A 13,839-nucleotide genomic window follows, 5' to 3' on the forward strand; every position below is an offset into this window, starting at 1 on the left:
AATTAAATGTCTTCTGCTAACTGAATAGCTTTCGTTAAAGCCCCCAACTTATTATAAACTTCCTGCAATTCGTCTTCCTTGTTCGATTTTGAAACCAAACCGGCACCAGCCTGCCAAAACAATTTATAGTCTTTGCTCAAGAAGGTACGAATCATAATGGCATGATTAAAATTGCCATCAAAATCCATAAATCCTATCGCGCCCCCGTAAAATGCACGACTAGTTTTTTCATAATCTTCAATCAGTTGCATAGCCCTGTGTTTTGGGGCACCACTTAACGTTCCTGCAGGAAACGTATCGGCCACAACCTGCATGGTTGAGGTGGTGCTATGCTTCTGCCCAGTTACTTTGCTCACTAAGTGAATCACATGTGAAAAGAACTGAACTTCACGATAGGTTTCCACTTTTACTTGACTGCCATGACGACTTAAGTCGTTTCGCGCCAAATCCACGAGCATCACATGTTCGGCATTTTCCTTATCGTCATTTTTAAGCTTTTCGGCTAAAATTTCGTCTTTTTCATAATCGCCTGTTCTTTTATAAGTACCAGCGATAGGATGGATTTCTGCCAGTCCTTCAGTAACAATCAATTGTGCTTCCGGTGAACTTCCAAAGATTTTAAAATCACCATAATCAAAATAGAATAAGTAAGGGGATGGGTTAATGCTCCGCAAGGCGCGATAAATATTAAAATCATCACCAGTAAATTCTTGTGAAAAACGTCTGGATAAAACCAGTTGGAACACATCCCCGCGTTGGCAGTGTTTTTTAGCGATTTCTACGTGCTCCTTAAATTCCTCATCGGTCAAGTTGGACTGTATATCTCCTTTTGAATTAAAACCAAAAGACGCAAAATTTTGGACGTTAATCAGTTTGTCAATCTCATCAATATTATTTTCAACACCCTCAAAACAATGCGCGAAAATATAAGCCTCACTTTTAAAATGATTAATGGCAATAATATTTTGATACACCGCATAATAAATATCGGGAATGACAACGGAATCATTCTTTTTCCCTATTTCAATATCCTCAAAATAACGCACCGCATCATATGCCGAATATCCAAAAATACCATTGTTGATAAACTTGAAATTTTCCTCGGAAGATACATCAAACCGCTTGGTGAAATTGTAGATTTCTTCAACAACATCAACATTACCATCGATATCTATAGATCGAGAACTTCCATCGGGAAAAGTCTCTGAAATCACTTCGTTTTCAACTTTTATTGACGCAATAGGGTTGAAGCAGATATATGAAAAGTTTTTATGATTCCTGTGGTAATCCCCGCTTTCCAATAGGATACTGTTAGGGTATTTGTCACGAATCTTATAATAAACCGTAACGGGAGTAATTGTATCGGTTAGGATACGTTTATGATGTGTATAAAGACTAAATTTTTCCATGTTTCATTTTTAGATTCCGAACGGTGCCGGAATTCAAAGAAAAAGGCTTGTCGTGAATTGACAAGCCTTTTCGATATTTTAAGTGTTAAATATACTAGGGTGTTACTTCACGAATGTTAGTTTCGAGAGCACCACCACCAAGCGTTATTTATTGTTTTTTTCATTATTAATTGAATTGAGTGTCAAATATAAAGATGAAAATATAATTACGCAATGGTTTGCTGAATTTTTTAGATAGGACTCAGGTCCAAAACTGTATAAAACAAAAAACTACCATACTTGTATGGTAGTTTCAGTCGATTATCGGACGTTGAGAGAGAGTTAGTTTGCTATTAACCTAAGTTTGCCCAATAATCTGATCAATTCGGTAGCCTCTTCGTCAGACAAAGCGCTTACCATTTGTACTTCTTTGCTATCAATCAATGTATCAATATCGTTCAAGAAGCTCAATCCCTCAGCTGTGATGCTGATATCAATCTTTCTTCTATTGGCTTTGTTGGTTTTTTTTTCAACCAAGCCTTTTTTTATGAGTTTGTCTACCAATCTCGTGGTATTGCTCATCTTATTAATCATTCTGTCCTGCACAACATTTAGCTCTGCGGGCTTCCCTTTTTGACCTCTTAGAATACGCAATACATTAAACTGTTGTATTGAAATATCAAAAGGTTTTAGGACTTTGTTCAACTCGCCATTAACTATCCCATAGGTATATAAAAGGTTGACAATTACACTTTTCTGTAGCGGAATGTCAGCTTTAAGTTTCAGGATGTCCTCAATCCGCATACTTAACTGTTGTATAGACAAATGTATGTAAAATTTACTATTTATTATCATTTTGTTAAAAAAAATGTTAAACCGTAATAACTTTGGGTTGCAATGCTTAATTTTAGAAGATTAAATCCGCCTATGAGATTCAAATTTTTACTTTTAATTGTGTGTATTGTGTTGTCCTGTAAGGGCAAAAAAGACGCAGATGTTGTTGAAAATGTTAAGGTTTCTGAAGAAGTTGAAGTGCAAGCGGACGTTGATTTGGAAGTGTATGATTTTGAAGGTTTCCAGAAGTTTTTAAACCGATCGGACGACAAAACTTATGTAATTAATTTCTGGGCCACATGGTGTGCTCCCTGTATTAAAGAATTGCCCTATTTTGAAAAGCTGAACGCCGATTACCAGAATGTTGAGGTGGTTTTGGTGAGCTTGGATTTTCCGCATGTGTATGATAAAAAATTAAAGCCTTTCATTATAAAGAAGGAGTTAAAAAGTAAAGTGATTGCTCTTAATGATCCAAACGAAAATGAATGGATTAATAAGATAGATGAATCGTGGTCTGGTTCGATTCCCGCGACGATTATTTATAAAAAGGATAATAGAAAATTTTTTGAAAGGTCATTTACTTTTGAAGAACTTGAAAACGAAGTAAAACAATTTTAAAACATATGATTATGAAAAGATTAATTAAAGGAATTGCCGTTACGGCTTTAGTGTTTGCGATAAGTGCATTTGCAATATCGAAGGAGGAGCACAGTGGTTACAAAATTGGTGACGTTGTGGATGAAATATCCTTAATGGGCACGGATAAAAAACTAGTCTCCTTTGCAGATTTTGAGGATGCAAAAGGGTTTATCGTGACTTTTACATGCAATACCTGTCCATTTGCTATCGCTTATGAAGACCGTATTATTGCCCTGGATAAGAAATATGCCCCAAAAGGCTATCCCGTTATTGCCATAAATCCAAATAACCCGAATACTAAACCAGGGGATAGCTTTGAGGCCATGCAACAAAGGGCAAAAGAAAAAGGCTTTACTTTTCCTTACTTGGTGGACGAAGGGCAAAAGGTATACCCGAAATTTGGTGCCACAAAAACACCACATAATTACGTGCTTCAAAAAACAGAAGTAGGCTTAGTTGTTGAATACATCGGTGCAATTGACGACAGTTCCAGAAACCCAGAGGCAGTGAAAGAAACCTATGTTGAGGATGCAGTTGATGCCTTGTTGGATGGCAAAGAAGTAAAGGTAAAGGAAACCAAGGCTATTGGGTGTTCCATCAAGGTATAATTGTTGATAAATTTTGAAATCCGGAGGTGCAATACTTCGGATTTTTTTGCGTCTATATATATAAGATGTATTAATTTTGTGAAAATTAAATTAAAATAATGGAAGATTTAACACAAGACGAATGGGCTGATCAATTATCAAATGATGAGAATGCGGTCATTTTGGATGTAAGAACAGATGAGGAAACTGCGGAGGGCATTATTCCCAAAGCTATCCATATTGATATTTATAGAGGTCAGGATTTTATAAATGAACTGGAAGATTTAGATAAGGATAAAAACTATTATGTGTATTGCCGATCAGGTAATAGGAGTGGGCAAGCTTGCCGGATTATGGATGAGCTGGGCTTTGAGCACGCCTACAATCTTGAAGGTGGTATTTTAGAATGGGAAGGTGAGTTGGTTCAGATGGAGTCTTAATCCATGATGAAACAGCTTTCCTTTTTAGGGATTTTCATGTTGGTTTCAATAACCTCTGGATGTCAGATGAATTCTGGGAATTCAGAGGTTTTGAAACCTTCAGTTTTTAAGGACTCTATCTCCAAAGAGAATATTCAACTTGTTGACGTCCGAAAGCCGAAAGAGTTTAAAGAATTTCATATTCCAGGAGCTATAAATATTAATTATTTTTCTGATTACTTTTTAGATAGCTTAATGGTTTTAGATCCTGAGTGCTCGGTTTTTATTTATTGCCGTTCTGGTAAGCGAAGTTCCAAAAGTGTAGAACAATTTGAAAAAGCCGGTTTTGAAAAAATTTATCAATTGGAAGGCGGGCTTTTGGAATGGAAAAGCAATGCCTTTCCGACGGTTTCCGAATAACCGTTTTTTTTGCAGTTGATACGAAGGCTAATCAAGTTTAAAAACGTTCATCACTTTTTTTAGGTACTTCACCTTTTTTATTTTTTAGAAGTTGCAAGTTTTTCCTATTTTTATTGAGAATTTGACAAAATCAATAAGATTTAAAAAGTCAAAATAGAATTCAACCTCAAATTTTAAGTTAATTATGGAGAATGGTTTGCTCATTTTAGGATTAATCCTTTTGCTATTTGTTGCCATGTATGGATATGCATATGGCACAGTGGCCTGGGAAAAAATGCAATTTAAGAAGCAAGAAGAGGAGATAAAAAGATTGGAAGCTATTCGGCAGGAAGAACGTGCTCAAAAACAAAAGGAGAGGGACGAAAAGCTTGAAAAGCTAAGAAAAAGAAGCGAAGAAATACGTATGGAGCTCAATCGTTTGGAAAAAGTAAATCTTCAAAGGGCTACTGCGGATCAAAAGAAAGTTGAAAAAATGAAGAAGCGTATCGAGGAAAAGCAAAAGGCTAGTTAATCGATAGAAACGTAATACGCAAAAGCACTTTCCGGAGTGCTTTTTTTTATGGCTTATTTTGGAGCAAAGTCAGCTTTGGAGCAGACTAACGGGATATATTTGCTAGCTTTAAGTTTCTGTTAGAAGACGCCCTTACGATAAGTTCGGGTTTCAGAATCATTTTATTCAAGCTAACTTCTTCCTGCGGAAGATCAACTCTTTTCAAAAATGTTTCTGCTGCCAATCTACCTATTTCTTCAGAATGTTGTTCAACCGAGGAGATGCCTGGTGTTACGATTTCGGAAAAAGGTTCGTTGGTAAACCCCACCAAAGCCACATCCTCAGGTATTTTAATGTTTTGCGACTGCATCACTCCAAGGGCTCCTAATGCGGCATAATCACCTGCAACATAAACCCCGTCGGGCCGTTTAGGTAGCTCTAGCAGCTTTTTCATAATTTCCCTGCCGTCGGACTTTCTCAAATTACATTCATAAATCAGATCAGATTCAAATGGCAGATTATATTTCTCAAGAGCGTCCTTATACCCGCGTATTCGGTTTTTGTAAATTCTGGTATGGCTAAAACCTCCTATATGCGCAATACGCTTGCAACCTTGTTCTACTAAATGGTCAATCACCATATGACTACTCAAGTAGTCGTCAATTCCAACATAGTCCACGTTTAAATCATTTTCACCACGGTCAAAAAGTATCAAGGGTATCCCCTTTTGTTTTATCTTATTGTAATAATCCAGCTTTACCGTTTCATTGGCCATTGAGGCTATTATGCCATCAACCTGCGTAAATAAAAGTGCCTCTATGCTCTTGCACTCCTTTTCGTAGGATTCATTGGATTGGGCAATGATCACGTTGTAGCCTCGATCATTTAAGACCTCTTCTATTTTTTCGATAACCGAAGAAAAAAAGTTGCTACTAGCGCGTGGAATGATAACCCCAACCAAATTACTTTTGCCTTTGCGCAGTGCACTGGCCAGATGGTTGGGCTGGTAGTTCAGATTTTCGGCTACCTGAAGTACGGCGTCCTTGGTTTGTTGGCTTATCCGAGGATGATTGTTCAATGCTTTGGATACCGCAGAAGGGGTAATCCCCAAAACGTTTGCAATATCTTTTATCGTGGATTTTTTTTTATTTGCCAATTTTTATATACTTTTGTTCCAACGTTTGAACAAAGATATAATTTTTTATCAAGTTCAATAATAAACCAACTAAAAACATCTTCAATAAATACTTTTGATCTCTATCTATAAAAACGTTTGACGTTTTGGATTACGAAAGTAAATTGCATATTGTTTTATTGGTTTTAAAAATTGTTCCAACGTTGTAACACATTGAAAAGGTATTTAAGCTGAACTGGTGTCGAATGATTTTCGAGCCACTTTAGAAGATGAATTAATAACAATAATTAAATTTTAATTGAATTAAGCAATGGCAAGAGTAGTAACATTTGGGGAAATCATGTTGAGATTAGCTCCGCAAGGATTTTTAAGATTCTCACAAGCAAATAACTTCGATGCAATTTATGGCGGTGGCGAATCCAACGTAGCCGTTTCATTGGCCAACTATGGAGTTGATGTTGATTTTGTAACTCGTTTACCAAAAAATGACATTGGCGAGTGCGCCATGATGGAAATGCGAAAAAGAGGTGTTGGCGTTGATAAGATTGTTTGGGGTGGCGACCGTTTAGGGATTTACTTCCTAGAGACAGGGGCGGTTTCAAGAGGCTCCAAAGTAGTTTATGACAGAGCCCACTCTGCAATGAGCGAGATTGAATCAGGGATGGTAGACTGGGACGAGGTGTTTGATGGAGCAGAATGGTTCCATTGGACAGGAATTACACCAGCAATTTCACAAGGATCGGCAGACGTTTGCTTGGAAGCAGTAAAAGCTGCAAGTGCAAAAGGACTAACCATTTCTACCGATTTGAACTATCGTCAAAAATTATGGAAATATTGCGATAACGCACATCGGGAGGTTGTTATGACAGAATTGACATCTTACTGTGATATTATTTTGGGAAATGAGGAGGATGCAGAGAAGCATTTCAACATTAAACCTGAAGGGTTAGACATTACAACTCAAGGAGAGCAGGTCAAAGGCGATGCCTTTTTATCAGTATGTGACCAGATGATGAAGAAATTCCCAAGGGCCAAAAAAGTAATTACCACTTTAAGGGGATCTATCTCTGCTTCGCATAATACTTGGGCCGGTGTACTTTATGATGGAAAAACTTTGTTCCAAACGCGTCAGTACCAAATAACAGACATCGTGGATCGCGTTGGCGGTGGAGATTCATTTATGGGCGGATTGATCTATGGGTTGTTAAAATATCCAGAGGATGACCAAAATGCATTGGATTTTGCGGTAGCTGCATCTTGTTTAAAACATACTATCAAAGGAGATGCTAACTTGGTTACTGTTTCTGAGGTTGAGAAATTAATGGGAGGGGACGCCTCCGGTAGGGTAGCTAGATAAAAATAAGTGTTTAGTTGTTGAACTGTTGAATCGTTTAATCGGTTTTTCAGTTCAACAAATGCACGGATTAACAATTCAACATAAAAAAAATGGCACAATTTTCAAGAATAGAAGTAGCAACGGCAATGAAGGAAACGGGGATGATTCCCTTGTTTTTCCACAGTGACATTGAACTAAGTAAGAAGGTTTTAAAGGCCTGTTATGATGGAGGCGCACGTTTGATGGAGTTTACCGCTCGTGGCGATTTTGCCCACGAGGTTTTTGCCGAATTGACCAAATATGCAATTAAGGAATTGCCCGGTATGATTATGGGCGTTGGGTCTGTTACCGATGCGGGTCAGGCTTCCCTTTATATGTCTATTGGTGCAAACTTTATCGTAACACCAGTATTGCGCGAGGATATCGCTATCGTTTGCAATAGAAGAAAAGTACTTTGGTCACCTGGCTGTGGTACTTTGACCGAAATTACAAGAGCTGAGGAACTGGGTTGTGAAATCGTAAAATTATTCCCTGGGGATATTTATGGACCTCAATTCGTTAAAGGCATTAAAGGCCCACAACAGTGGACGTCCATTATGCCAACGGGCGGTGTTTCGCCAACAGAAGACAATTTAAAAGGTTGGTTTGATGCAGGGGTAACCTGTGTGGGCATGGGCTCCCAGTTAATTTCAAAAGACATTATTGCAAACAAGGATTACGCAAAGCTGGAACAGGATGTAAGGAATGCGCTTAATATCGTAAAGGCCGTAAGAAAGTAAAAAGCAAGTCCTTTTTCTAATATAGGGTATTAGTATTAAATCTCTTGAAATCTACATTTCAAGAGATTTTTTTATGGTGTTGATAGATACATCACGCCTTTGGTCTTAAATTTGTAACGATTTTAATTTGAAAATGTATATTAGTGACTTTATTATAAGAGTCTCTCAGGGTACGTTAAAAAAAATCAATGCATTACAATAAAAAATTTGGCGTATTTTACATAAGATATTCACCATAAGTAATGGAAATATAAATTAAAAGATAAGCACTAAACCCCAAATCACCTTAAATTACGACCGTATGAAAAACGTGTTACTATTTATTCTTCTGCTGGTTTCACAGAATAACTTCTCGCAGGAAGTAGCCATCAAAACAAGATTTATCGAGGGCGGAAGCCTTTATAAAGATGCCGGTGACATGTCGCAAGTTGTAGCCAGATTTAAAGTCAATGATAAATGCTTGGTTACTGGTTATATCGGAAGGAATATCTACGAAGTTATTTACAAAGAAGTGCCTGGTTTTGTTAGCGACGAGTTTCTGCTGATTAGTGATGATATGATGGATTTGTTCTATGATTATGAGGAACAGCAAATGCAAAAATTGATCGCGGCAGAAGAAGCCCGCCAAAAGAAAATCCAAGATATTGTTGAGGAAAAGAAAAAAAGAATACGGGATTCCATTGCCAAGGTTGAAGAGGAACAGCGACAGCGGGAGCTTGCTATACAGAGAGCTAAAGAACTTAAGGAAAAACAACGACGCGACTCAATAGCCAAAATAGAAGAGGAAAAACGGTTGAAAGAGTTGGAGCGCAAGCGATTGGAAGCCTTGAAAGAGCAACGACGCTTGGACTCCATTGCCAAGGTGCAGGAAGAATTGCGACGTATTGAACGCGAAAAGGAATTGGCACGGCAACGCGCAGCAGAGCTGAAAGAGAAGCGAAGGTTAGATTCCATTGCAAAAGCCAAAGAGGAAGAAAAGCGTCAAATTGAGCTGCAAAAAGAGCTAGAAAGAAAACGACAAGCTGCGTTGATGGAAAAGCGTCGATTAGATTCTATTGCCAAGGTGCAGGAGGAGTTGAGACAAATAGAAATCCAAAAGGAACTAGCACGAAAACAGGCCGAGGAATTCCGAAAGAAACGGATATCAGATTCTATTGCCAAGGTTGAGGCTGAACGGAGACGACAAATCGAATTACAAAAGGATTTGGAAAGAAAGCGTATGGAAGCTTTGAGAGAAAAACGTCGTTTGGATTCTATCGCCAAGGTTCAAGAAGATTTAAGACGAATCGAAAGAGAAAAGGAGCTGGCAAGGCAAAAAGTGGAAGAACTCGAAGAGAAACGAAGATTGGATTCCATTGCTAAGGCCAAGGAAGAAGAGAAACGTCAAATTGAATTGCAAAAAGAATTGACAAGGAAACGTGAAGCGGCCTTAAAGGAAAAGCAAAGATTGGATTCCATTGCCAAAGTTGAGGAGGAGTTAAGGCAGATTGAAATTCAAAAGGAGTTAGCACGGAAAAAAGTCGAAGAGATACGAAAAAAACGAGTTGCGGATTCTTTAGCCAAAGTTGAAGCCGAAAAGCGCAAGCAGATCGAACTCCAAAAAGAGCTGGAACGCAAGCGTAAGGAAGCTCTAAATGAGAAACTTAGATTGGATTCCATAGCGAAAGCTCAAGAAGAGTCCAAAAGAATTGAGCGCGAAAAAGAAGAGTCCAGAAAACGGACAGCGGAGTTAAAAGAACGAAAACGATTAGAAGCTATTGCAAAAGCCAAAGAAGAGGAAGAGAATCAAATGGCTTTGCAACGTGAGTTGGAACAAAAGCGCCAACTGGCCTTAAAAGAAAAATTACGTAACGATTCGATTTTAAAGGTTAGGGAAATTGAAAAGAAGCAGTTGGAAAGGGAAAAAGAACTTCTTGCCCAAAAAATGGCGGACTCCATCGCCAAAGTAAGGGAGGAAGAACGAAAAATAATGGAACGCGAAAAAGAATTGGCCAGACAAAGGGCCATCGCAGAGGTGAAGCAAAGAATGGCCGATTCAATAGCTGAGGTTAGGGTAGCTGAAAGAAAAAATTTGGAACTGGAAAAAGAACGTATCAGAAAACAGACCGAAGCTATGGTGCAGCAAAGAGTCAGAGATTCCATTTTAATGGCTCAAGAGAAAAAGAGTAAACTCTCGACTGTCAATTCAGAAGAAGACAGTGAGAAGGAAGCAGAGCGCAAGGCAATATTGGAGCGCTTGAAATTTAGAGATAGTTGTCATTACCAAATAAACGAGTATGATTCGTTTTATAACATGGAAACCAAAAGAACTGAACCTTATAATTTATCAGATAGGTTAACCGTGGAATTGTATAAACAGGGCAGGAAATTGAATGTGTTTTTTACCATGCCTGATGATTTAGGGTGCGTAAGTTACTTGTCCAATAATAGGTCTTTTGTAAAGGTAACCCTAGAGAATAACCAAACGGTTATGTTTTATCACTCCTGGGATTTGGAGTGTGGGCAGTTTTTGTTTAAAGGTAATTTGACTTCATCCCAAATAACAGTATTAAAAAAATCTCCCATAAAATCACTTTATCTTAAGGCAACAAAAGCATCCAAAACTATTGAGACTATCGATTACAAGGAATTTTTCATTGATAAGTTGAAGTGCATCGAGAATTAAATTGTGAATTATAGTCGTTGGACTAAGTAACGAATTCTTTAATTATAAGTTTTAAGAAATAACTCCTAAGAAGGTTTTATTGCGTCTGGTTTTGTCGACTTAAAACTATACAATTTATAATTTATAGCCATACAAATACAATACATTAAGCTGTTAAAGCCTTATTTTTATTAACTTAGCAACACAACATTATGTTTTATTTTGAAAGCTGTCCGTTACTTTTTAGTAGTACTGTGTCTTCTAGGCTTTAGTTTAACTTCTATTTCCCAGGAAAGGCCACCAATCAATGTTTTTACTCCGGAATCGTATGGAGCAGGCTCACAAAATTGGGGTATAGCCCAATCGGAAGACCGTTCTATATATGTAGCGAATAATATGGGACTTTTGGAATATAATGGTTCAAAATGGACATTATACGAATCTCCAAACCAAACTATTCTGAGATCGGTAAAGGTTTTAGATAGTCTTATTTATACGGGTAGTTATCACGATTTTGGATACTGGAAAAGGGACGATTACGGAGTGCTCAATTATACATCCTTAGCGAACCAACTCGGAATAGAGTTTCAAGAGGACGAGGAATTTTGGAACATTGAATCTCTGGATGATTGGATATTATTTCAGTCTTTTGAGCACATTTACATCTATAACAAACAATCTAAATCCCACAGTGCGATAAGGTCCAAAACAGAGATTTCTAAACTTTTTAAAGTTGGAGATAACTTTTATTTTCAAAACCGCCTTAACGGCCTTTATAGAATAGAAAATGGTACCGATGTATTAGTTTCCAATGACACTATTGTTACAAAAAATATTCTTGTGGAAGTGTTCATCGTTAATGGAGGTTTGCTTCTGCTCACCCAGAATAATGGGTTCTATACGCTGGACGATGGGGGGCTTAGCCCTTGGCGTCCAAAGGTTAATGAAGTGCTTCAAGATGTTAGTATCTTTAGTTGTACCCGGCTTCGGGATGGGACTTTTGTATTAGGGACAATTTCACATGGCATTATTCATATTGATGAAAATGGAGAGGAAAAATATAGAATTGATCAATCCAATGGCTTAAGTAATAATACCGTGCTTTCACTTTTTGAAGATATGGACAATAACTTATGGCTGGGCCTTGATAATGGCGTTAACTGCATTAATATGAAATCCCCTTATCATATTTTTTTGGACAAAACAGGGGTAATCGGTAGTGTCTACACTTCACTGGTTTATGAAAACATGCTGTATCTAGGTACCAATCAGGGCTTGTTTTGTAGGCCCTTTAAGGATGGCTCTGATTTTGAATTTATCGAAGGTACACAGGGCCAAGTGTGGTTTCTAGGGGTAATAAATAATACCCTTTTTTGTGGCCACAATTCGGGAACATTCTCTATCGAGGGAAAAAAGGCCACAGAAGTAGCAAACGTGCAGGGAACTTGGCTCATAAATTCTGTTGAGAGTAGGCAAGACTTGTTGCTTCAGGGCAATTATAATGGGCTGTACGTCCTTCAGAACAATAATGGCCGGTGGCAGTTTCGAAATAAAATCGCAGGTTTTAATATTTCCAGTCGATATTTTGAATTTTTGAGTGACACTGAAGTTTTTGTGAGCCACGAATACAAAGGTGTTTACAAATTAAAGCTGGATAAAGACCTGACCAAAGTGCTTTCAGTTGATAAAAAAGAAATTGTTGAAAATAAGCTGTACTCGAGCTTAATCAAGTATGAGGATAATATACTTTACTCAAGTATGGATGGTGTTTTCAGGTTTAATAGCAACACGAAACAATTTGAACATGATAGCGTTTTGAGCGGGCTGATTAGTAGGGGAGGTTTTACCTCGGCAAAATTGGTATCGGATGAAAAGTCCAAAAAGCTTTGGGGGTTTTCGAAGGACGGCATAAACTATATTACATCCTCAAAGTTAAGCGGAGAAAAGAAAATAAATAAGGTGCCGTTTCCCGTTGATATAAGAAAAGATGTTAAAGGCTACGAAAATGTTACACTTGTCAATGATGAACAATATCTTTTAGGATCAAAGACGGGTTATACTATTTTGGATTTAAATGAGCTGGTGGAAAACCAGCATGAAATCAAAATCAATCAAGTTGCTTTAAATAGGGTCAAAGATATGGACTCTTCGAGTCTGGTTAGCCTCAAGGGGAAACCTTTATTTGATAGTGCCGAAAATAATTTACAGTTTTCATATAGCATTTCTGAGTTTTTGAAAAATGAACAGCCCATGTATAGGTATAAACTTGAGGGTATATATGATAGCTGGAGCAATTGGACCGATGAGGGGTTTGCCTCTTTTGAAAACCTCCCCTATGGCGACTATACATTTATTGTTGAAGGAAAGGTCGGAAATCATCCCACTTCAAATTCGGCATCCTATGCCTTTAGGATAGATCGACCTTGGTTTCTATCTTATACGGCCTTGGTTCTATACGGCATAGCAGTCCTGCTGTTTTCGTTATTTATGCATAATATTTATAAAAACTACTACAGAAAGCAAAGGGAGCGTTTGATGCAAAAAACTACAAGGGAGTTGGAACTGAAAGAACTTGAAAATAAGCAGCAATTGATGCGTTTTAGAAATGAAAGGCTAAGAGAGGATATCGAAAGTAAAAATAGGGAATTAGGTATTGCTACCATGAACCTTATCAAAAAGAATGAGTTTTTAAGTAGCATCAAACAGGAATTAGAAGCTGCAGACAGTAGCAGAGGCGTTAAACAAGTTGTAAAAATTATTGATAGAAACCTTAATAACAATGATGATTGGAACGTGTTTCAAGAGGCATTTAACAATGCGGACAAGGACTTCCTAAAGAAAGTAAAAAGCCTGCACCCTGTGCTCACTTCAAATGATCTTAGGTTGTGCGCTTATTTACGATTGAATTTATCTTCAAAAGAAATTGCACCATTATTGAATATATCCCCAAGAAGTGTAGAGGTAAAACGTTACCGATTGCGCAAAAAGATGGAGTTGCCCCACGAATCTAGCCTCACGGACTATATACTTGAAATTTAGAGACTACAACACGTCCTACTCTTACCTATACAACACCACAACATTTGGTAAAATTTAAGAAATCGAACTTTATCTGAAAACTTTAAATTCTCAATAAAAACAAGAGTTTATTGAGGTTTTGGTAAAAAC

Annotated in this window: 12 protein-coding genes; 9 read left to right on the forward strand and 3 right to left on the reverse strand. The window is 37.6% G+C overall.

Annotation, left to right across the window (positions count from 1 at the left end):
- Nucleotides 1-2: 2 nt before the first annotated feature.
- Both H7U19_RS03200 and H7U19_RS03205 read right to left on the reverse strand, forming a co-directional pair.
- A complete protein-coding gene (locus H7U19_RS03200) occupies nucleotides 3-1,409 on the reverse strand; it encodes an anthranilate synthase component I family protein (RefSeq protein WP_186558701.1) in 1,407 nt (468 codons plus the stop codon).
- Between the two features lie 321 nt (nucleotides 1,410-1,730).
- Nucleotides 1,731-2,213, reverse strand: a complete 483-nt coding sequence (locus H7U19_RS03205; protein ID WP_246454580.1) for a MarR family winged helix-turn-helix transcriptional regulator — start codon at nucleotides 2,211-2,213, stop codon at nucleotides 1,731-1,733.
- Between the two features lie 102 nt (nucleotides 2,214-2,315).
- Here H7U19_RS03205 and H7U19_RS03210 point away from each other — a divergent pair, with 102 nt between their 5' ends.
- The 5 genes from H7U19_RS03210 (at nucleotide 2,316) to H7U19_RS03230 (ending at nucleotide 4,798) form a co-directional block, all read left to right on the forward strand.
- A complete protein-coding gene (locus tag H7U19_RS03210) occupies nucleotides 2,316-2,840 on the forward strand; it encodes a TlpA family protein disulfide reductase (protein WP_186558702.1) in 525 nt (174 codons plus the stop codon).
- 11 nt (nucleotides 2,841-2,851) lie between these two features.
- Nucleotides 2,852-3,469 carry a thioredoxin family protein gene (locus tag H7U19_RS03215; protein ID WP_186558704.1) on the forward strand — a complete coding sequence of 206 codons (618 nt, stop codon included), beginning with the start codon at nucleotides 2,852-2,854 and terminating at the stop codon, nucleotides 3,467-3,469.
- Between the two features lie 98 nt (nucleotides 3,470-3,567).
- Nucleotides 3,568-3,888 carry a rhodanese-like domain-containing protein gene (locus tag H7U19_RS03220; RefSeq protein ID WP_186558706.1) on the forward strand — a complete coding sequence of 107 codons (321 nt, stop codon included), beginning with the start codon at nucleotides 3,568-3,570 and terminating at the stop codon, nucleotides 3,886-3,888.
- A 3-nt stretch (nucleotides 3,889-3,891) separates the two neighbouring features.
- Nucleotides 3,892-4,287 carry a rhodanese-like domain-containing protein gene (locus H7U19_RS03225; protein WP_186558709.1) on the forward strand — a complete coding sequence of 132 codons (396 nt, stop codon included), beginning with the start codon at nucleotides 3,892-3,894 and terminating at the stop codon, nucleotides 4,285-4,287.
- 184 nt (nucleotides 4,288-4,471) lie between these two features.
- Nucleotides 4,472-4,798 carry a hypothetical protein gene (locus H7U19_RS03230; RefSeq protein WP_186558712.1) on the forward strand — a complete coding sequence of 109 codons (327 nt, stop codon included), beginning with the start codon at nucleotides 4,472-4,474 and terminating at the stop codon, nucleotides 4,796-4,798.
- 85 nt (nucleotides 4,799-4,883) lie between these two features.
- Here H7U19_RS03230 and H7U19_RS03235 read toward each other — a convergent pair whose 3' ends face one another.
- Nucleotides 4,884-5,933 (reverse strand): LacI family DNA-binding transcriptional regulator, encoded by a 1,050-nt coding sequence (locus tag H7U19_RS03235; RefSeq protein ID WP_186558715.1) that lies wholly within the window; start codon nucleotides 5,931-5,933, stop codon nucleotides 4,884-4,886.
- Between the two features lie 289 nt (nucleotides 5,934-6,222).
- On the opposite strand from H7U19_RS03235, the gene H7U19_RS03240 reads away from it, so the two are divergent.
- The 4 genes from H7U19_RS03240 (at nucleotide 6,223) to H7U19_RS03255 (ending at nucleotide 13,710) form a co-directional block, all read left to right on the forward strand.
- Nucleotides 6,223-7,269, forward strand: a complete 1,047-nt coding sequence (locus H7U19_RS03240; RefSeq protein ID WP_186558718.1) for a sugar kinase — start codon at nucleotides 6,223-6,225, stop codon at nucleotides 7,267-7,269.
- 89 nt (nucleotides 7,270-7,358) lie between these two features.
- Complete coding sequence (locus H7U19_RS03245; protein ID WP_186558721.1) at nucleotides 7,359-8,027, forward strand: bifunctional 4-hydroxy-2-oxoglutarate aldolase/2-dehydro-3-deoxy-phosphogluconate aldolase; 669 nt, start codon at nucleotides 7,359-7,361, stop codon at nucleotides 8,025-8,027.
- 301 nt (nucleotides 8,028-8,328) lie between these two features.
- Nucleotides 8,329-10,692, forward strand: coding sequence for a hypothetical protein (locus tag H7U19_RS03250; RefSeq protein ID WP_186558724.1), 2,364 nt, complete (start codon nucleotides 8,329-8,331; stop codon nucleotides 10,690-10,692).
- A gap of 201 nt (nucleotides 10,693-10,893) precedes the next feature.
- Entirely contained in the window at nucleotides 10,894-13,710 is a 2,817-nt protein-coding gene (locus H7U19_RS03255; RefSeq protein WP_246454581.1) for a triple tyrosine motif-containing protein, read from the forward strand.
- Nucleotides 13,711-13,839: the final 129 nt, after the last annotated feature.

The sequence above is a fragment of the Hyunsoonleella aquatilis genome, assembly GCF_014270105.1.
Taxonomy (GTDB): Bacteria; Bacteroidota; Bacteroidia; order Flavobacteriales; family Flavobacteriaceae; genus Jejuia; species Jejuia aquatilis.